The 17611-nt window shown below is 68.9% G+C and carries 18 protein-coding genes and 1 pseudogene; 6 read left to right on the forward strand and 13 right to left on the reverse strand.

Features of this window, described 5'->3' with window-relative positions:
• Nucleotides 1–105: 105 nt before the first annotated feature.
• Nucleotides 106–933 carry a methyltransferase domain-containing protein gene (locus AB0C78_RS34180; protein WP_360756100.1) on the forward strand — a complete coding sequence of 276 codons (828 nt, stop codon included), beginning with the start codon at nucleotides 106–108 and terminating at the stop codon, nucleotides 931–933.
• Between the two features lie 7 nt (nucleotides 934–940).
• Here AB0C78_RS34180 and AB0C78_RS34185 read toward each other — a convergent pair whose 3' ends face one another.
• The 5 genes from AB0C78_RS34185 to AB0C78_RS34205 form a co-directional block, all read right to left on the reverse strand.
• Complete coding sequence (locus AB0C78_RS34185; RefSeq protein ID WP_360756103.1) at nucleotides 941–1666, reverse strand: alpha-ketoglutarate-dependent dioxygenase AlkB; 726 nt, start codon at nucleotides 1664–1666, stop codon at nucleotides 941–943.
• A 28-nt stretch (nucleotides 1667–1694) separates the two neighbouring features.
• Nucleotides 1695–2912, reverse strand: coding sequence for a hypothetical protein (locus AB0C78_RS34190; protein WP_360756106.1), 1218 nt, complete (start codon nucleotides 2910–2912; stop codon nucleotides 1695–1697).
• A 234-nt stretch (nucleotides 2913–3146) separates the two neighbouring features.
• Complete coding sequence (locus AB0C78_RS34195) at nucleotides 3147–3674, reverse strand: Dabb family protein (protein WP_360756109.1); 528 nt, start codon at nucleotides 3672–3674, stop codon at nucleotides 3147–3149.
• Nucleotides 3659–3973 (reverse strand): hypothetical protein, encoded by a 315-nt coding sequence (locus tag AB0C78_RS34200; RefSeq protein WP_360756112.1) that lies wholly within the window; start codon nucleotides 3971–3973, stop codon nucleotides 3659–3661. Before AB0C78_RS34200 ends, AB0C78_RS34195 begins: the two co-directional genes overlap by 16 nt.
• Nucleotides 3970–4875: an LLM class F420-dependent oxidoreductase gene (locus tag AB0C78_RS34205; RefSeq protein ID WP_360756114.1), complete on the reverse strand. Its 906-nt coding sequence runs from the start codon at nucleotides 4873–4875 to the stop codon at nucleotides 3970–3972. Before AB0C78_RS34205 ends, AB0C78_RS34200 begins: the two co-directional genes overlap by 4 nt.
• Before the next feature lie 504 nt (nucleotides 4876–5379).
• Between AB0C78_RS34205 and AB0C78_RS34210 the strand changes: the two genes are divergently transcribed.
• Nucleotides 5380–5892: a hypothetical protein gene (locus AB0C78_RS34210; protein WP_360756116.1), complete on the forward strand. Its 513-nt coding sequence runs from the start codon at nucleotides 5380–5382 to the stop codon at nucleotides 5890–5892.
• Between the two features lie 41 nt (nucleotides 5893–5933).
• Here AB0C78_RS34210 and AB0C78_RS34215 read toward each other — a convergent pair whose 3' ends face one another.
• Together AB0C78_RS34215 and AB0C78_RS34220 are read right to left on the reverse strand one after the other, a co-directional pair.
• The gene (locus AB0C78_RS34215) at nucleotides 5934–7232 is read right to left on the reverse strand and encodes a serine hydrolase domain-containing protein (RefSeq protein WP_360756118.1); all 1299 of its coding nucleotides are present in this window, start codon (nucleotides 7230–7232) and stop codon (nucleotides 5934–5936) included.
• 497 nt (nucleotides 7233–7729) lie between these two features.
• The gene (locus AB0C78_RS34220) at nucleotides 7730–8314 is read right to left on the reverse strand and encodes a TetR/AcrR family transcriptional regulator (protein WP_360756120.1); all 585 of its coding nucleotides are present in this window, start codon (nucleotides 8312–8314) and stop codon (nucleotides 7730–7732) included.
• Between the two features lie 87 nt (nucleotides 8315–8401).
• On the opposite strand from AB0C78_RS34220, the pseudogene AB0C78_RS34225 reads away from it, so the two are divergent.
• Nucleotides 8402–8863: pseudogene (locus AB0C78_RS34225) on the forward strand (nuclear transport factor 2 family protein).
• A gap of 5 nt (nucleotides 8864–8868) precedes the next feature.
• Here the strand turns inward: AB0C78_RS34225 and AB0C78_RS34230 are convergent.
• On the reverse strand, nucleotides 8869–9480 hold the full coding sequence (locus AB0C78_RS34230) for a HEAT repeat domain-containing protein (protein ID WP_360756122.1): 612 nt from the start codon (nucleotides 9478–9480) through the stop codon (nucleotides 8869–8871).
• A gap of 496 nt (nucleotides 9481–9976) precedes the next feature.
• Between AB0C78_RS34230 and AB0C78_RS34235 the strand changes: the two genes are divergently transcribed.
• Together AB0C78_RS34235 and AB0C78_RS34240 are read left to right on the forward strand one after the other, a co-directional pair.
• The gene (locus tag AB0C78_RS34235) at nucleotides 9977–10444 is read left to right on the forward strand and encodes a hypothetical protein (RefSeq protein WP_360756124.1); all 468 of its coding nucleotides are present in this window, start codon (nucleotides 9977–9979) and stop codon (nucleotides 10442–10444) included.
• Nucleotides 10445–10485: 41 nt separating this feature from the next.
• Nucleotides 10486–12411, forward strand: coding sequence for an NACHT domain-containing protein (locus tag AB0C78_RS34240; protein WP_360756126.1), 1926 nt, complete (start codon nucleotides 10486–10488; stop codon nucleotides 12409–12411).
• Here the strand turns inward: AB0C78_RS34240 and AB0C78_RS34245 are convergent.
• The 3 genes from AB0C78_RS34245 to AB0C78_RS34255 all read right to left on the reverse strand — a co-directional run bounded on the left by AB0C78_RS34245 (nucleotide 12404) and on the right by AB0C78_RS34255 (nucleotide 15104).
• Nucleotides 12404–13618 (reverse strand): MFS transporter, encoded by a 1215-nt coding sequence (locus AB0C78_RS34245; protein ID WP_360756128.1) that lies wholly within the window; start codon nucleotides 13616–13618, stop codon nucleotides 12404–12406. The two genes, AB0C78_RS34240 and AB0C78_RS34245, sit on opposite strands and share 8 nt — an antisense overlap.
• A 30-nt stretch (nucleotides 13619–13648) precedes the next feature.
• A complete protein-coding gene (locus AB0C78_RS34250) occupies nucleotides 13649–14386 on the reverse strand; it encodes an SDR family NAD(P)-dependent oxidoreductase (RefSeq protein ID WP_360756130.1) in 738 nt (245 codons plus the stop codon).
• A 145-nt stretch (nucleotides 14387–14531) separates the two neighbouring features.
• Entirely contained in the window at nucleotides 14532–15104 is a 573-nt protein-coding gene (locus AB0C78_RS34255) for an NADPH-dependent F420 reductase (protein WP_360756132.1), read from the reverse strand.
• 122 nt (nucleotides 15105–15226) lie between these two features.
• Between AB0C78_RS34255 and AB0C78_RS34260 the strand changes: the two genes are divergently transcribed.
• Nucleotides 15227–15727: a MarR family winged helix-turn-helix transcriptional regulator gene (locus AB0C78_RS34260; RefSeq protein ID WP_360756135.1), complete on the forward strand. Its 501-nt coding sequence runs from the start codon at nucleotides 15227–15229 to the stop codon at nucleotides 15725–15727.
• 84 nt (nucleotides 15728–15811) lie between these two features.
• Here AB0C78_RS34260 and AB0C78_RS34265 read toward each other — a convergent pair whose 3' ends face one another.
• Both AB0C78_RS34265 and AB0C78_RS34270 read right to left on the reverse strand, forming a co-directional pair.
• Nucleotides 15812–17053 (reverse strand): cytochrome P450, encoded by a 1242-nt coding sequence (locus AB0C78_RS34265; protein ID WP_360756138.1) that lies wholly within the window; start codon nucleotides 17051–17053, stop codon nucleotides 15812–15814.
• Nucleotides 17054–17194: 141 nt separating this feature from the next.
• Nucleotides 17195–17581: a VOC family protein gene (locus AB0C78_RS34270; RefSeq protein ID WP_360756141.1), complete on the reverse strand. Its 387-nt coding sequence runs from the start codon at nucleotides 17579–17581 to the stop codon at nucleotides 17195–17197.
• Between the last annotated feature and the right edge of the window lie 30 nt (nucleotides 17582–17611).

Below are 17611 nucleotides of genomic sequence, written 5' to 3' on the forward strand. Positions count from 1 at the left end.
CGCGGGGCATCTCGGATGCCCTTGTGCAGGTCCGGGACGCACCCGCCGGGGCTTCGAACCCGTCAAATCGTGGCGCTCGCGGTTGGGGGAGGTGATCATATAGCGATGACCGGAGAAGCGGCTTCCGCCCGCGGGTACCTGCTGGACAACGCGCGCGCCGAGGCGGGTGAGAGGTTCGTCTGGCTGGCCGAGCTGTTCGACGGTGTGACGCTTGGGCACGTCGAACGACTGGGCGTCGGGACCGGCTCGCGCTGCTGGGAGGTGGGGGCCGGTGGCCGCAGTATTCCGGAGGCGCTCGCGGCGGCCGTCGGACCGACCGGATACGTCCTGGCCACGGACATCGACCCGTCGTGGCTCAAGGCAGGCGCCGGGTACGAGGTGCGCCGGCACGACGTCGCCGCTGATCCGCCTCCGGAGCCGGGGACGTTCGATCTGGTGCACGCCCGGCTCGTGCTGGTGCATGTACCCGACCGGGCCCGGGCGCTGGCCACGATGGCGGCGGCACTACGGCCCGGCGGCTGGCTGCTGATCGAGGACGCCGATACCGCTCTGCAGCCACTGGCATGCCTGGACGACAGCGGACCGGCGCAGCGGCGGGCCAACCGGCTGCGCGACGCGGTCCGGGAACTGCTGACGCGCCGCGGCGCGGACCTGCGCTACGGCCGGACGTTGCCGCGAGCCTTGCGTGATGCCGGCTTGGTGGATGTCGCCGCGGCGGGCTCTTTCCCGGTCGGCGGGCCGGCCTGCGATCGGCTCGAGGCCGCGACCATCCGGCACGTGCGCGGCGAGCTGCTCGCCGCCGGCCTGGCCGACGACGCCGAGATCGACGCCCATCTGGCCGCCGTCCACGCGGGCGAACTCGACCTGACACTCGCGCCGCTGATCTCCGCCTGGGGACGCCGACCAGCCGAGCACTCACCGGCACTCGATTAGCCGCGGATCAGGCGGGCGGCATCAGGTCGCTTTCGCTGACGGTGTACGTCAGCGGGGGATAGGCGAAGTCCGTTTCGCTGTTCTCGCGGCGCCGCAGCCGGTAGAACTCGCGGCTCTGCTCATCGTCGGCCAACGTGAGGCGCGCACCTTCGGGGAGGAGTGCATGGCCGTCGTGAAACCGAAGCAGAGTACTTGACGTCCGGAAGGTCACGCCGAGCCATTGGTCGTCCGCTGCCTGGACGGACGGGGGCAGCACGATCTTGTGCTTGAGGTGTCGATTCGCGTCGGTGGAGAATACGACGACGCTGTTGTGGGTGAGAGGGATCTCGAGCTTCTCGTCACTGGCCGCCTTCGACTCGACGATCAGCTTCCTCGGTGGGTTCGCCTCGGCATGCTGGTAGCAGGAGAAGACGGCGATGAACGACCCGTCGGCCAGATCGAGAGCTTGGTCGGAATGGCTGCTCATGGTCTTGTAAGCGTTCGTGTAGCTCTCGATCAGGGCGTTGTTGAAGCCGACCGGAAGCGCCGCCTGTTCTTGAATCCGCTGCGCTAGCCGTTCGTGCACCGCCCGGAAACGCTGCGCCGGGCTGCTGTATCGAGTGGTGGTGCGTACGAGAGGCACGCGATTCGCCTCGTCGATCCTGGTGAGCACGGCGCCACGCCGGCCTTTATCCACGTCCTCCCAACGAACGGAGGCGGACAGTTCAGCAAAGAGGTCCTCCTCGGTCGGCAAGGCGTACGAGAGGACCTCAGCCGAGATGCTAGGTCCGGGGGGCAATGTAGTCTCCCGTGTTCATGCTGAAGAAGAACGCGTCGCCGTAGTCGATGAAGGACGTGATCTTGTTCTCCTCGGCGTACAGTCTGCGCAGGTCGTTCATGCCTTCCGGGGTGGGCGGCTCCAGCCTCACCAGATCTCCGTCCACTTTGAGGAACGTGTCGCCGTTCTTGTGGACGGCTTCGGCGTTCGAACAGCGCACGACGTATCCCAGGCGAGTCGGGAGCAGTCCGGCGTCCAGCATCGAGGGCCGGATCTCGTGCGTGTACAGGCGGTTGGTGGACAGCGGCATAAAGAACACAGAGCCGGGATAGAGAGTCACGGTGAACTGCGGGGGGAACATTGCGTCGTCGCGTTCTCCGGTCGGCTCCTTGAGGCGGAAGTGGAGCTTGGTCAGCCCGCTGACGCCCTTCACGCCGTAGTCGAAGGCGTCTCCGGCCAGTGGTCGCAGTTTGTCGAGCCGGTCATAGAAGGTGCAGAAGGCCATGATGCCGTTGACGGGCATGTCCTTGGTCTTGTCGGCATGGGCCGAGATCTTGGCCTTCGACTGCTTGCGCTCGGCCGTGGCGGGGGTGTTGTGGTAGATCTGAGCGAGGACGTGATTGAGCGGCGCCTGGTTGCGGAAGACGGTGGCGGCCTCGCGGTTCAGCGCCTCGACGATGCCCGTGTCGGTCGGGCGGAAGCCCTCGGTCGGCCCGGAAAGATTCGTGGAGCACCGGAGCAGGCGGAAATGCAGTTCGTCGCCGTTTCGCGTGACCGGCGTCAGGTAGATTCCGCTGCGATGCGCCGTTCCAGGCTTGGTGGACTCCGTCAGAGACTGGAACGCATGCTCGGCACGGATCCGGTTGAAGTGATCGGAGCCGAGATCGAAGAAGCGGCGATAGTACACGCCGGCCCCATGTACGCGGATGGGAACCTGACCGAGCTCGACGAGCGGCCAAGCTTCGTCGTACCCGTGTGAGAGTTCCCGGATAACGAATACCCGGTCCGCCGCATGCAGGTGACGGTCACTGATTTCGGATACATCGCCACACAGGTAGACGGTCTTCCGCGCGAGGTCGACGGAACCAGAAGCAAGCTCCTCTTGCGTGACCACGGACCCGAAAAAGTCCCTAATCAGATCATGGTCTCGCGGCATCGAAGGCGCGACCAAGATGTTGCTCGCATCATCGAGCCAAGCTTCCGCCGGTTCTGCCTCGTACATCGAATTGCGCCCGCCATTCGTATTCCGGACGGTAGATGATATGAGATTATCACTCCTCAGCCCGCAGCGCCTTGGGAAAAAGCTGGTGACCGATCACCCGTCACCGCCGCCCTTGGACGACGGGCGAGCGGCCACCGCTGACCCGCTGGCGCGACCTTGTAGCTCAGGGCCCATCGAACGAAGTCGGGACGCTCGCCCTGGAGATCGTCCAATCGCTCCCGGCTGCTCTGCCTCTCAGAAGCGGGATGCGGTGAGGACGGGGCCGGACGCGGTGCGGTAGAGGTGGGCCAGGCGCGGGGCGACGATCGCCGTCGGCAGTTCGGTGTCGAACCAGCGGTCCACGTATGTCCAGTGATAGGGGTGGAGGAGGTACTGCCCGTTGAGCCCGTCCTCGTCGGCGAACTCCTGTTCCCACGCGTGCGTCCAGCGGCCGGTTGCCCGGCTCAGCGCCCACGAGCGGATGGCGGGAATGTGGCGGGGCATCGCCATGAGGTCGGCCTCGAAAGACACGATCGTGTCGGGCGAAGTGCCGGGGCGGACGGTCAGCAGCAGAGTGCGTTTGATGCGCCGTCCGGTCAATTCGACATGCGCGGTGGCGATCCGCGACAGCTCGACGGCTTCGGCTCCCGGTATGTCGGGGGCGGCGTCGCAGGCCAAATCCCAGTGCGCGCCGCGACCGCCGACGCTGCCCGGCAGATCGGGGCCGCCGTCGGCGCCGGGCACCGTCGTCTCCGGAGGAGTGAGGATCACCCAGCGGGACATGGAACCTCCTCCAGGACGCGCCTTTCGCGGTCGTGGGCGAGCGCGTCGGTGGCGGCCCAGAATTCCGTCACCGACGGATCGGCCGCAGCCGCCGCGCGCATCGCGTAGAAGTCGTAGGGCGTTCGCAGGGACCACAACAGGTAGACGGTGACCTGCTCGGGGCCGGTGTAACAGCGCCACATCCGCTCGAACCGCAGCCCGCGCTCCCGGGCGCCCGGTAGGTACTCGCCGCGCCAGCGGCGCAGCCACATTTCGACCGTCGGCTCGGGCAGGACGACGGTGTCGAGAACCCCGGTCACAGCTTGTCCAGCACGGTGTCGCGGTAACGGTCGATCTGGTCGCGCAGGGCGTCCAGCCCACGCGGCCCGAGCAGGCTCTCCGGGCGCGGGCCTCCGAGGCGAGGTGCGATCACGATGCGGGTGGCGCCCGCCTCGACGTACCGGCGGACGAAGTCCGGATCCCCTTCACGTCCCGGATCGCAACTCCCGGGCCATGCGGTGACTTCGACGGTGCGGCCGGCGGAGGCGGCGCGCAACAGGTCAGCCCGCTGCGCGAACTCCTCAGGCGCGATCGTGTAGGGGAACCAGCCGTCGGCGACGCGGCCCGCTCGCCGGACGGCGGGTTCGCTGTTGCCGCCCAGCACGATGGGCACCGCACCGGACGCGGGACGCGGCAGGCAGTGCACGCGGTGGAACGCGACGAAGTCGCCCCGATAGCCGGCAGGAGATTGCGACCACAGTGCCCGCATCGCGTCGATGCACTCGTCGAGACGGGCGCCGCGCCGCTGGTAGGGCACGCCGACCGCGGCGTACTCCTCCTTCTGCCAGCCGATCCCCAGGCCGAGCATCAGCCGTCCGCCGGAAAGCAGATCGATGGTCGCGGCGCGTTTGGCCAGGACGACCGGGCTGTGCAGCGGGGCGACCACCATGGCGGTTCCGAACCGCAGGGCGTCGGACCCGCCGGCCATGAAGGCGATGGTGTCCAGCGGATCGGGCATCGGAACGCCTTGCGGCGGGCCGGGGATCCGGCCGCTTTCGGAGTAGGGGTACCGCGGTTCGTACTCCGCGGCGACGACCACGTGTTCCACCGTCCACACCGACTCGACGCCGCACTCCTCGAGCGTGCCCGCGTAGTCCCGCAGGAACCCGCCCGAGGTGATCAGGCCGTCGGCGAACGGTGCCATCATCCCCAGCTTGATCATGCGCACTCCCGCCCACAGGGTCACCCTTTTCGGTGACGGCCATCACAGCCGCCCCCCCTCAGGCGGTGACAGGGTGCTTCCCGGTCACCGGGAGCCGTGCCGGTTCCCGGACCAGCCCATCGACACGATCACGATCCGGGGGCGGCGAAGTGAGGCCCGGCCCAACCGGTGGCGGCGACCACCTCCCGCGCGATGTCCACGACGAGCCGTCCGTCCGTCGCCACCCGCACGGTCTCTGCGGGGGCCCGCTGGTGCCGGATGCACCTGCCCCATGAAGTCGCCATCGATGATCGCGTGAGCGACGCCCTCGGAGCGCAGCAGCGCCGAGACCTCCCACCCCACCGTCGTCTTGCCGGCACCGGCTCGTCCTCCGATGAGCAGTACTTTTGCATTATCCATGAAGGCAGCGTGCCAGCGGGCGTCCAACTCACGCGACCCGATATCGGAGGGAATGCCGCAAGGGCAGCACGGATGGAACCTGGGACCGTCACGTCTGGAGTGAATATGGCGATCGTGTTCGAACTCGTGCTGAACTACGGGCAGAACCATGCGGCCATCGAAGATGCGCGCCGTGTCGTCGCCGCGCACCCTCCGCTGCCCGCCGGCCCGTACCGGGTGGCGCTGCACGAGCCATTGGTCGACACCGTGCTCGATGCCGCTGACCAACCCTTTCTCGAGATGTCGATCATTCCGGTCGGTGTCGGTCACAATGTGGCGATCGACCGGCACTCCCGGGTGCGGCTGACGCCCGAGGAACTGGACGAGTTGGGCGTCGGCCTGTACGGGCTTCTGGCCAAGCTCAGCGGATACCAGCTCGCCATGGTCGGCTGGGATCCGGAATGGCTCGTCGATCCGGTCGAGCTCCAACGGGAATACGCCGACAGGCTCCAAGCGGGAACGTTGTACGGCCTGGTCGTCGCCGAAACCGTTCAGCTCGGCGTTCCGATGCCTTCCCTGGTCCCGTTCGCCGATGGCTTCCTGTGGTTTCCCTTCAGGGACGCGCTGCCATCATTTTGATGCCGAACCTGACGCTGCCCGAGGAAGTAATAGGCGCTGTTTCAGCCGCCGGCCCCGTCGCCGGGCGAGGCTCCGGTGATGGCCTGCATCTCCTGGCCGATCATCTCCTGCAGGGGCATGCCGTCGCCGTTGCCGAGGATGACGCCGACCCAGCCGGTGTACGGGTAGATGTCCCAGTTGGCGCCGACGCCGGGGTTGCCGCCGGCGCGCTGGTACATCCACTGGCCGCTGACGATGGAGATCGGGATCCCGTACGCCCCGAACGACGCCGGTCCGTGGGGGATCTTGGCCCCGGTGAGCACGTCGGCCCACGGCCGGTCGAGCAGCGTCCCGTCGCTCAGCCCGCGCGCGAACCGGACCAGATCCGGCGCAGTGACGAACCCGCCGTCTCCGGGGGCATCGATGAAGGCGCGCCCCGGATTCTTGCCGAGCACGTTCGGGTCCGAGCTGCTCTTGTCCAGGTTTCGCACGGCATCGACCTGGCTGCCGTCGGCCAGCGTCATATAGGGGTGCGCGATGTGCTCGTCGGTGAGCCATTGCGGCCGGGTGTAGAACGCCGAGCCGGTCATGCCGCAGCGCCGGAAGATGTGTTCCTGGACGTAGTCCCAGTACGTCATGCCGGCCACGGCTTCCACGATCAGCGCGGAAATGGTGACCTCCGCCTCCGCGTGGGAGGTGTCGGGCACGCCTGGGACGCCCACGAGTTTCGCCTGCCGGGCCCGCTGCTCGTAATACTCGTGCACCTCTTCGCGGCTCTGGAAGACGCGTTGCACGTCCTCATCCGGACTTTCGAGCCCGGACGTGCCGGACAGCAGGTGGTGGACGGTCACCTGCTCGGCGATGTTCTTGGCGAAGCCCTTCAGGTGGGTGCCCACCGTGTCCGACAGCTTCAGCTTGCCCTGCTGCGCCAGCTGCAAGACGGCCACCGCGTGGAACGGCTTGCCCGCCGAGCTGAGGCTGAACGCGGTGCCCTCGTGATTGCGGATCCCTTTCTCCTTGTCGGCCATGCCATAGCTGCGCGACAGAACCGTCCGGCCCTTGTGCGACAACAGCACCACGCCGGAGAACTTCCCCTCGGCGGCCAGCTTCGCCACGTACCGGTCGTAGGCACCGCCGGGACGGGTGGCCGGCGGGATGCCGGGGCCGGTTCCGATGGGAAGTCGCCGTCCCGCGGCCACGGCGTCCGCGGATCGAAAGCCCATCAGCGGCGCGCTGGCCGCCACCGCCCCGGCGGCCGTCAACCCGCTCCACCCGAGCAGCCGCCGCCGGTTGAACCCACGTACGGAATTCGAGTCCATGATCACGGACCTTTCCTGATCGACGAATCCCCGGTCCTCCACTGAAGACGGAGGACCGTTGCGGTGACGTATGGGATTTTCGATACGCCCGCGATACACCGACACCAAGGAACCAGCGCAGGACGGCAGCGCATTGGAGCCCGGTGGGCTGAGCGGCGATGCCGGCGGTGCTCGCGTCGTGGCGGCCCGCAGGCCACGGGGACTAAGGCGACCAAGGAGGCTCTAAGGCGTCCTAAGGCGTGCGAATAGGGCGTTGTCCCGATGTGGGCCCCGGGGCCTTAGGGCGAACCTTGTACATGTCGGGCCAAGAGGGCCCGGCGGAGACAAGGAGCAGGACATGTACAGCATGGACATCAGCCGGGTCATCATCGCCGACCGCGTACGCGAGCGGCAGGCCGAGGCGCGCAACGCCCGCCGCGCCCGCCTCGTCAAGGCGCTCAAGCGGTGACCCCTGCACAGCGCCCTCACCCGCCAACGCCCCCGTCACGCGACGGGGGCGTTCTCTTTTGCGTGTAGTCGACGCGGTATCCCGCCGGTCTCTAGGAAGCGCTGGACGGCGCGTTCGTATCGAGCAGCGTCGCGGCGGCAGCGCGTGCGTGACGGGCGGGGACGGGGTCGCCGGTGATACCGGCGGTCACGATGGCCCCCTCGGCGAGCAGGAAGACCGCTTCGGCCGCCGATGATCCGGCGTCCCGGACCCAGGCGGCGATCTGCGCGTGGAACGCCCGCTTGTGCGCGCGGACCTCGGCGAGCACCGCCGGGGACGACGGGCCGAGTTCGCCGTGGGCGTTGACCCAGGCGCAACCGCGGAAGCCCGGTTCGGCGAACCACTCGGCGAGCCAGTCGAAGACCGCGAGGACCCGGTCGCGGGGATCGGGGACCCGCTCCACGTGGACGGTCAGGCTGTTCCTCCAGCGCTCGTCGCGCCGTCGGAGCATCGCGACGACGAGGTCCTCCTTGGCGGCGAAGATCCGGTAGATCCGCTTGAGCGGCAGGCCGGACGCCCTCCGGACGTCGTCCATCCCGACGGCCTGGATCCCGCGCCCGTAGAAGAGCCCTTCCGCCGCGTCGAGCAGGGCTTCCCGGTCGGACCGCGTCTGCTCCTCGGTGATCGGGGCGGGCATCCGCGCCTCCTTGACATTGAGAACGATCGTTCTCTAGCGTAGCGCCCATCGGTAGAGAACGATCGTTCTCAACGCGAGGAGGCCGCCATGCCAGAAGATCGTCCGCCCTACCCCCCGTTCACCCGGGAGACGGCCCTGCAGAAGGTCTAGGCGGCCGAGGACGCGTGGAACACCCGCGATCCCGAACGCGTGGCGTCGGCCTACACGCCCGACTCGGTGTGGCGGAATCGCGACACCTTCGTCAGCGGCCGCGACGAGATCGTCGCCTTCCTGACGCGCAAATGGGAACGCGAACTGGACTACGCCTTGCGCAAGAGCCTGTGGGGATTCCGCGAGAACCGCATCGCCGTCCGCTTCCAGTACGAGTGGCACGATGCGGAAGGCCAGTGGTGGCGCAGTTACGGCAACGAACTCTGGGAGTTCGACGAGCGCGGACTCATGCGACGCCGCGAGGCGAGCATCAACGACGTCGCCATCACCGAAGCCGAAAGGCGTATCCACGGCCCCCGGCCCAAGGACGAATACGGCATCGAAATCCCGCTCCGCTAACGGTCTTAAGCCGGAGGGGCGGGGGACGGCGGATCAGTCTCCTTCCAGTCTTCCAGGATCGACTCCGCGGCCTGACGGATCTCCTCCTCCGTGTCGCGAGCGGCGACGGACGCCAGTGTTGCCCGGTACTCGGGCCAGTCCGCGTATGCCATGGCCCAGATCGCTGCGAGCCGGACGCCGTTGTGTCGGCTCTCGGACGCCTTGGTGATGCGCTCCACGATCGACTGGTCTACCGAAGCGGGGGAGATCGCCGCGAGGAGCCGTACCGCGCGCTCCTTGTCGGCCCCGTAGACACTCGCGTCGAACAGGAAAAGGGCCTCATCGCGGGACCATGCGTCGAGACCGGCGCTCAGGTCGGCGAGTTCCTGGTCGGGGTCCCCGTGCTGGCTGATGGCCATCATGTACCGCTCGCCCAAGAACTCGTCCACGATGTAATGTACGGACACTCCTGCCCGCGCCGCCCATTTCTTTTCGAAGAAGACTCCCTCTTCTGGATTGCGCTCGATGGTGCCGAGCACCGTCCAATCCCGGGCGGCGGCGAACGCGTTCACATCGGCGACCCCGACATGGTCTTTGAGCACCAGCCTGCGGCTCCGGTAAGGCGTCTCGTCCATCATGGGCCCTTCATTATCTGACGCAGCGAGCAGGGGTCGGAGCTCGCACTGTGGAGGATAGGGGCGCGAGAGTCGGCGGTGCCCGGATCCACCTGGCCGGGTGTGTTCGAGACGGCCCTGTCCGGGTCCGGTCGTGAACCGGCTTCCGGATGACGGCGGACGCCCGGGAGGGGTCATGCCGACTGGCGGCTGGCGGGCTTCGTCGAGGAACGCGAGCTCGGCCGGGGCGCGCAGGGACGGGTCGTGCTGGCGCGGGACGCCGAGACCGGCGCCCCTGCGTTGTCGATCCTGAATGGAGGGGGCATGGGCTGCAACATGGACTTCGGCGCCCCTTACGCCGAGATCCGCGACCTGCTGAAACCCCGGTTCGCCGCTCTCCTGCCCGACAAGGCGAAGCCATAACCGTAAAGCCCGCGAGCACGAGCGGGTTTCCCGCGGCACGGCCGTACAGTGAGATGCACTACCCGGAGATGGGAACGGTGCTTTGGGAGGTACCGGAATGACGGGTCTGGAGATCGCGGTCGGATACCTGTTCGCCTGGGCGGTGCGGAAAGCGCGGCGGGTGGCCGGACGCGCGGACCAGGAGGTCGACCGGGGGCTGGACGCGGGAATGGATCGGCTGCACGACCTGGTCAGCCGCAAACTCGGAAACGATCCGGCGCTGGCACGGCTTTCGGACGAGGCGGAAGCCGGACGGCAGGAGCCGCGTCCCCGGACCGGTCAGCGAGTGGTCCTGGCGCTGGAGGACGCGGCCGAGGGCGACACTGAATTCGCCGACGCCCTCCAGCAAGTGGTGGAACAACTACTAGCAGCGTCCAATCCCTCGGCAGGAGTATCGGCGAGTGAGGGTGGGCAGGCCGTCGGCGGAAATGTGGACATCCGGGCCGACCACGGCTCCGCGGCGGCTCTCACCATGGGAGACGTCACGCTGGGAAACCCTCCGGTGCCGGGGCCGGACCGGCGCTGACCGCCCCCGGAGCCGCGGCGATGGCGCGTGCCCCATCAGGCATGGGCAACGTCATCAGCGCGATCGGCGGCTCCATAGCCGCGCACACCATCGGCGCGGTCAACACCTACATCACCGAATCCGCCGTCCAGAAGCAGGCCAGAGTATTGGCGCAAAGAGTCCTCGCCACCGAGCAGAGGACATGGAGGCGGCTTATAGGAGATGACGTCAAGCGCATCGACCTGCGCTACGTCCTCGAACCCGCGCCCGGGCGCTCGGCCGGCGCCGAAGCGGTGGGCAGGCTCTTCGGCGCCCCGGATATCGCGGGCTACTACCGCCGCACTCCCGGACGGCGGCTGGTGATCACCGGTGAGCCGGGCGTCGGGAAGACGGTGCTGGCGATCGAGCTCATCCTCGCGCTGATCAAGCCTCCCGAACCCGGACGGCCCCGGACCCCGGACGAACCGGTGCCGGTGCGGCTGTCGCTGTCGCAATGGGACACCGAAGCCGGCCCGGAGCAGAACCTGGTCGACCATCTCGTCCGCACGTACCGCATGCGCCGGCGCCGAGCCCGCGAGCTGGTCGAGCAGCGCCGGGTGCTCCCGGTGCTCGACGGCCTCGACGAAATGGACGCCGTCCGGCCGAACGGCGCACCCGATCCGGACGCCCCTCGTGCCCGGGCGGTCCTCGCGGCGCTGAACACCTACCAGGACGGGCTCCAGGCGGCCCCGTTGATCATCACTTGCCGGACGGCCCACTACACCAAGCTGGTGAAGTCCGCCGCCGGGCGAGGCTTGAGGGATGCCGCTCGCATCGACATCACACCCGTGTCCCCTGACGACGCGCAGGCCTATCTGGAGGCCCGCGCCAATGACCGGAGCCGGTGGCGGCCCGTCACCGACGCCCTGCGCGAGGACCCCCGGGGCGTGCTGGCGCGGACCCTGTCCACACCGTGGAGGCTGTGCCTGGCCGCGACCGTGTATTTCGAGGACGGCGACCCGGCGGAGATGCTCCGGTACCGGTCCCCGGCGCGCCTCGACCAGCATCTGATCGCCCGCTACATTCCCGCCGCGACACGGTTATGTCCGAGGCGCGGGTACACCCCCGAACGGATCCATCGCTGGTTGCATCACCTGACCGCCGCGGGCGCTGACGCTCGCAAGTCGACGGTGGACCTCTTCCTGGAGAAATTGTGGCCGCTTGCCGGGACCGACCGTGCCCGCGACGCCGACCTGCGCCTCGCCGCCGTGTACTGCGCACTCTGGGTTCTGCCGAACATGCCGTTCCAGGCCTCGCGGCCACCGATCGTCTATTTGCAGATGCCCTTTCTGCTCATCAGCATGGTCGCGGTACTGGCCGGATCGGCGAGGAAGGAACTCAGGCAGAACAGCACGCGGTGGCGTCACCTGAGCGTCGTGACACGGCGGCGGAGAGCGACGGCCTTCCTGGCCGTCATCGTGCTGTTGGGAGTCGCGGACGCGCTGATCAAAGGAACGGTTCTCGGTAGTCCGGCGCGGGGCGTGCTGATCGGTGTCGTCACCACGTTCGCGTTCTGGCTGCTCTTCTGGGTCTGGCTTGCCCCGGTGTGGCATCTGCTTCCGACGGCGGCCCGCCCTGGCGACCTCATCACCGACGACCTCGTCACCCATCTCGCGGTCGTGTTCGCGGGCTGGTCCATGGTCGTCCTGCTGACCTTCGGCGAGGCGCGCGGTCTGACGACCTACCTCGTCCTGTTCGCCTACGTGTGCGTCACGTCCTTCCGCTTCTTCGGCGGTAGCCCAGGGCGGCGCTACTTGGCGTTCCTCCTGATCTCCCGCAGGGAGCGGAAGCTTCCTCTTCGGCTGAAGGCCTTCCTCGACTGGGCCTGCGAAGCCGGAATCATGCGCCTGTCCGGAACCGCATACCAGTTCCGCCACTTGGAGCTCCAGCAATGGGTGGCGAAACGAGAAGCACCGCTCCAGGATTCGGCGTCCCGCGTCACTAACTGATCTCAAGGACCTCACCGCTCGCATCCTCGGCGGCCATTTTCTGATCCGCATCCGCCTGCACGGCTTGGCGGCGGACGCGCAGGCTCACCAGCCCGGTCACCGCCAGGCCGACCAGGCCCAGGGCCATGCCGATCCAGGCCGGTGCCGCGTACCCGTGCCCGGCTTCGATGGTGAGTCCGGCGAGCAGCGAGCCGAGGGCGTTGGCCAGGTTGAACGCGCCGATGTTGGCCGCCGATGCCAGGGCGGGCGCTTGCGACGCGCTGTCCAGCACCCATGTCTGCAGCGGCGGGATCGTGGCGAAGGCGGCCACCCCGAACAGGACGATCGCGACGATGAAGGCCGGCTTGCTACCCGCCGTCACGGCGACGATCGCCGACAGGGCGGTGAGGGCGCCGACGGAGACGCCGACCGCGGGCAGCACGGCCCGGTCGGCCATGCGGCCGCCGAGAAGGTTGCCCGCGACCAGGCCGATCCCCAGCAGCCCCATGACCATGGGCACCGCACCGGGGGAGAACCCGCCCATGTCGGTCATCATCGGCGCGATGAAGGTGATCACGGTGAACACGGGCGCGAATCCGAACACGGTCATGGCCAGTGCCAGCCACACGCCGCCCTGCCGGAAGACGCTCAGTTCGCGCACGAGGCTCTGCTCCTGGGGGCGAGGGCGGGAGGGGACCAGCGCCGCCACCCCGGCGAGGCCGACCACCGCGACGGCGACGACGGCCCAGAAGGCGGCGCGCCAGCCGAGCGCCTGCCCGATCGCGGTGCCGACGGGCACGCCGAGGACGTTCGCCAGGCTCAGTCCGGAGAACATCACCGACAGCGCGCTGGCGCGTTTGGCCGGTTGCACCAGGTCCGCCGCGACGACGGCGCCGACGCCGAAGAAGGCGCCGTGGGAGAAGGCCGCGACGATCCGTCCGGCCATCAGCACGCCGTAGGAAGGGGCCAGCGCTGAAAGCAGGTTCCCTGCCAGGAAGAGGGTCATCAGGGCGAGGAGCATGGACTTGCGGGGCAGGCGCGCCCCCGCCATGGTGAGAAGCGGCGCGCCGATGACTACGCCGGCCGCGTATCCCGAGACCAGCAGCCCGGCGGCCGGGATGCCGACGCCGAGGTCGGCGGCCAGGTCGGGCAGCAGGCCGTTGATGATGAACTCGGTGGTTCCGATGCCGAACGCGCTGAGCGCGAGGGCGAGCAGGGCCACGGGCATGAGGGGCTCCTGTCAGCGGAGGGGGAGAGGTCAGCGCGGGTAGGCGCCGCCGTCCAGGCTCAGCACCTGGTTGGTGAGGTATCCGTTGCGCAGGACGGCCATCGCCAGGTCGGCGACCTCCTCGGGCCGGCCGAACCGGCCGACGGGCAGGGCGCGGGGATCGGCGTTGCCGGGCAGCATGCGGGTGTCGGCGATCAGAGCGGGCGCCAGGGCGTTGACCGTCACGCCGCGGGAGGCGACGCGGGCCGCCAGGAAGTGGGTCAGGCCGTGCAGTCCGGCCTTGGAGGCGGCGTAGTCCGCGCCGATGACGCCGCCGGTGAAGGCGGCGGCCGAGGACATGAACAGCACGCGCCCGTACCCGCGTGCGGCCATGCCTGGCAGGGCGTGCTGGGCGAGCAGGAAGGGGGCGCGCAGGTTGACCGCGAGCGTGCGGTCCCACGCCTGGACGTCGAGCGTGGTGTAGTCCTGCTGGAGCGCATGGCCCGCGTTGGGGATCAGGATGTCCACGGGGCCGCCGAGCGCGTCGGCGGCGTCGTCCAGCAGCCTGGCCGGGATGTGAGGGTCGGCGAGGTCGCCGGCGAACGCGACCGCGCCGACCCCCGCGTTCTGGGCCTGGGCGACCAACTCGTGAGCGGGGCCGGAGTGCGACCCATAGACGAAAGCGGTCTTCACGCCGGCGGCGATGAGGAGCCGGCCCAGCGCCAGGCCGATGCCCCCTGATGCCCCGGTGAGCAGGGCCACCCTGCCGGACAGATTCTGATCGTTCATTTCCCGCCCTTTCCGGTGCCGGTCGCACGAATGGTCTGCTCATCGAAGCTCTGCCCGGAGGCCTGCTCGCCGAAGGCATGGGACGGGACCCGCCCGTGCGGCCTGACGACCGCCGGGCGGAATCCCGCCGTCCACGTGGGGATCGTCATACCCGTGCCAGGGTGAGGCCGATGCCCGTGCCCATCCCCTGCCCGTACGCGAGCTGGACCAGCAGTTCCACGGCCGGCTCCAAATAGCGGGCGTTGGCCAGCGGGCCGATGTCCACGGCGTCGAAGCCGAGCTGCGTGCCCAGCTCCAGCACGGTCTTCTTGGCGGCCTCATCGTCGGAGGCCACCGGCAGGAACAGGCCGGGAACCTCCAGCGTGGCGGCGAACACGGTGTTGAAGGCCTTGACCACCCGTGCGCCGGGCAGTGCGGCGGCGACCTGCTCGCCCGCCGAGGTGGTGTGCCCGATGGTCAGCGACATGAAGTCGGCGGCCAGCGGGTTGGTGGCGTCGATGACGACCTTGTCCCGCAGAGCGGTCCTGATCTGTGCGTCGAACTGGGCGACGGCGGGGAACGGCACGGCCAGCGCGGTGGCCTCGGCCTCGGCGACCTGTGCCGCGACCTGGTCCGGAGCGGTGGAGGAGTCCGCCGTGGTGACGGTGTGCCCGGCCGCGGTGAGACGGCGCTCCAGCGCGGAGCCGACGTTCCCCTTGCCGATGATGCTGATCTTCATGAGCGGCCCTTTCCGGTGGGCGGGCGCGTCGACGGCACGACGCAAAGTGCGTCGAATTCGACGCATCTGGCCTCGATCGTACGATTGCGTCGAATTCGACGCAACTCCGGTAGGCTCGTCGCATGAGCGAACCGCGGTGGTTGAACGAGACGCAGATGCGCGCCTGGACCGGCTTCCTGGAGACGTCTGGCCTGATCCAGCGGCACGTGGAACGGCAGCTGCGCGAGGACGCCGGGCTCACCATGATCCAGTACGAGATCCTGCACTGGGCCAACGAGTGCGCCCCCGAGCGCCGGTGCATCACCGAGCTGGCCGACCTGATGATCACCTCGCGCAGCGGCCTGAGCTACCAGGTGGCCCAGCTGGAGAAGGCCGGACTGCTCCGCCGCGAGACCGACCCCGACGACGAGCGCAGGGCCATGGTCGTCATCACCGACGACGGCCGGCGGCTCCTGGAGAAGACCGCGCCCGGGCACGTCGAGGCGGTCCGCGACGGACTGATCGACCTCCTGACCGACGAGCAGATCGCCCAGCTCGCCGGCATCCTGGACGATGTGCGCACCCGGCTGCGTCCCCGCGTGCTGTCGAGCGGCGTCCGCCGAGGCGGCGGCAGGCGCCGTTGACCTAGGCCCGATCCCTCCGGAACGATCGCCCGGTTTCGCCGGCGGTGCGTCCAGCTGCCCGGGTCCTGGTCAGCTCCACAGATGTCAGGCGGCCGGCTTGAGGTAGGCCGGGAGGGTCCGGTGGCCGTTGGAGATGAAGGAGTCGAGCGGAACGAGTTCGCTCGGCTTCACGGCGAGAGCCAGGTCGGGGAACCTTTCGAACAGCGCCGGCAGCGCGATCGACGCCTCCAGCCTCGCGAGCGGCGCGCCGAGGCAGTGATGGACGCCGTACCCGAACGCCAAGTGCTCCTTGTCGGTGCGGGTGACGTCGAAGAGGTCGGCGTCGTCGCCGTGCGCGTCCGGGTCCCGGCCGGCCGCCGCGTAGCAGGCCAGGATCGCATCACCCTTGCCCAGTTCGGTGCCGTCCTCCAGCTCGATGTCCTCGACGGCGAAGCGCAGCGGCAGGTTGGCGATCGGAGGCTCGACCCGCAGCGTCTCCTCGATGACGTCGTCCCACGTGGCGCGCCTGGCTCGGACCAGGGCCAGCTGGTCGGGACGGGTGAGCATGGCGTGGACGGCGTTGCCGAGAAGGTTGACGGTCGTCTCGTGCCCCGCGCTCAGGAACAGGACGAGCGTGTCGACCAGCTCCTCCTCCGACAGCGGCGAGCCTTCGTCCCGGGCCGCGATGAGGGCCGAGGAGAGGTCGTCCGCGGGACGCGTGCGCTTCTCCCGGACGACGTCGCGCAGGATCTCCTGCATCCGCGGAAACGCCGCGGCGGCCTCCTCCGGGCCGGTGGTCGTCCGGAAGAACGCGTCGACGCAGCGGCGAATCTCCTCCCGCGCGTCCGGGTCCTCGACTCCGAACAGCTCGCAGATCACCCTGATCGGCAGCGGGTAGGCGAACCGGTCGCGCAGGTCCACCGCCTCGCCCGGCGCGGCGGCGTCGAGATCGTCGAGGAGCGCGGCGACGATCGTTTCGACGCTGGGACGCAGCGCGGCCGTGCGGCGCACGGTGAACGCGCTCGAGATCAGCCGCCGCAGCCGCCGGTGGTCCTGGCCGTAAGCGGTCAGCATGTTCCGCACCGCGACCCAGGCGAACAGCTGCCACCCGGGGCCGACCTCCCCGTTGATGAAGGGCGGCCAGTGCAGGTAGGCGTCCTTGGAGACACGGTCGTCGGTCAGCAGCCGCCGGAGCAGCGGGGGACTGCTCACCGCCCACGCCTCCACGTCACCGGGGAGGACGACGCGCGTCGCGGGCCCGCGCGCACGTATCCGGGCGGCGTCGCCCTGCACGTCGCGACCGGTGGGGTCGATCGCGAGCGGCTCGTCGTTCTCGGAAGTGCGCATCGGACTCTCCGTCTGTTCGATGGGGCCGAACGGTCATCAGGACGCCGGACCGAGCGTCTCCGTCCTACGGTCCGCCCGGCGACGCACGTCCGCAAGAGGCCCCGCAAAGCCTTACCGGTTCGTGCAGGGCGCCCATCGGACTCACGACCTGGTGGTGCCGGGAGTGAGGATTTCCATGAGGTGTCCGTCGGGGTCGTGGAAGTAGGTGCCCCTGCGGCCTTCGGCGAGCTTGCCATGGTAGATCTGACCGATCTCTCGGCATGCGGGATCGGCGTAGTGGGCCATTCCGCGGTGCTGGATGCGGGCGAGGGCGGCGTCGAACTCCTGCTCGCTGAGCATGAACGCGTAGTGGTGCGGCTCGAATTCGTCCAGCTGGTCGTAGTCAAGGGTGACGTTGTTGGCCAGCGTGACCGGCGTGAAGTGCGCCACCGGCGGATCGACGCTCAGGCCGAGGATTTCGGCGAGGAATTGCGCGGAGGCTTGCGGGTCACGGGCGGGGACGATGGTGTGATTCAGCTCCACGGTCATTACGACTCCTTTTCAGGAACGGGGGCCATG

It is taken from the genome of Actinomadura sp. NPDC048394 (assembly GCF_040651755.1).
GTDB classification, from domain to species: Bacteria; Actinomycetota; Actinomycetes; order Streptosporangiales; family Streptosporangiaceae; genus Spirillospora; species Spirillospora montaniterrae.

Excerpts from the sequence above, each read along its gene's own strand:
- AB0C78_RS34180 (WP_360756100.1), top strand. The coding sequence starts at position 106 with ATGACCGGAGAAGCGGCTTCCGCCCGCGGGTACCTGCTGGACAACGCG.
- AB0C78_RS34190 (WP_360756106.1), bottom strand. The coding sequence starts at position 2,912 with ATGTACGAGGCAGAACCGGCGGAAGCTTGGCTCGATGATGCGAGCAAC.
- AB0C78_RS34195 (WP_360756109.1), bottom strand. The coding sequence starts at position 3,674 with ATGTCCCGCTGGGTGATCCTCACTCCTCCGGAGACGACGGTGCCCGGC.
- AB0C78_RS34205 (WP_360756114.1), bottom strand. The coding sequence starts at position 4,875 with ATGATCAAGCTGGGGATGATGGCACCGTTCGCCGACGGCCTGATCACC.
- AB0C78_RS34210 (WP_360756116.1), top strand. The coding sequence starts at position 5,380 with ATGGCGATCGTGTTCGAACTCGTGCTGAACTACGGGCAGAACCATGCG.
- AB0C78_RS34220 (WP_360756120.1), bottom strand. The coding sequence starts at position 8,314 with ATGCCCGCCCCGATCACCGAGGAGCAGACGCGGTCCGACCGGGAAGCC.
- AB0C78_RS34230 (WP_360756122.1), bottom strand. The coding sequence starts at position 9,480 with ATGATGGACGAGACGCCTTACCGGAGCCGCAGGCTGGTGCTCAAAGAC.
- AB0C78_RS34235 (WP_360756124.1), top strand. The coding sequence starts at position 9,977 with ATGACGGGTCTGGAGATCGCGGTCGGATACCTGTTCGCCTGGGCGGTG.
- AB0C78_RS34240 (WP_360756126.1), top strand. The coding sequence starts at position 10,486 with ATGGGCAACGTCATCAGCGCGATCGGCGGCTCCATAGCCGCGCACACC.
- AB0C78_RS34245 (WP_360756128.1), bottom strand. The coding sequence starts at position 13,618 with ATGCCCGTGGCCCTGCTCGCCCTCGCGCTCAGCGCGTTCGGCATCGGA.
- AB0C78_RS34250 (WP_360756130.1), bottom strand. The coding sequence starts at position 14,386 with ATGAACGATCAGAATCTGTCCGGCAGGGTGGCCCTGCTCACCGGGGCA.
- AB0C78_RS34255 (WP_360756132.1), bottom strand. The coding sequence starts at position 15,104 with ATGAAGATCAGCATCATCGGCAAGGGGAACGTCGGCTCCGCGCTGGAG.
- AB0C78_RS34260 (WP_360756135.1), top strand. The coding sequence starts at position 15,227 with ATGAGCGAACCGCGGTGGTTGAACGAGACGCAGATGCGCGCCTGGACC.
- AB0C78_RS34265 (WP_360756138.1), bottom strand. The coding sequence starts at position 17,053 with ATGCGCACTTCCGAGAACGACGAGCCGCTCGCGATCGACCCCACCGGT.
- AB0C78_RS34270 (WP_360756141.1), bottom strand. The coding sequence starts at position 17,581 with ATGACCGTGGAGCTGAATCACACCATCGTCCCCGCCCGTGACCCGCAA.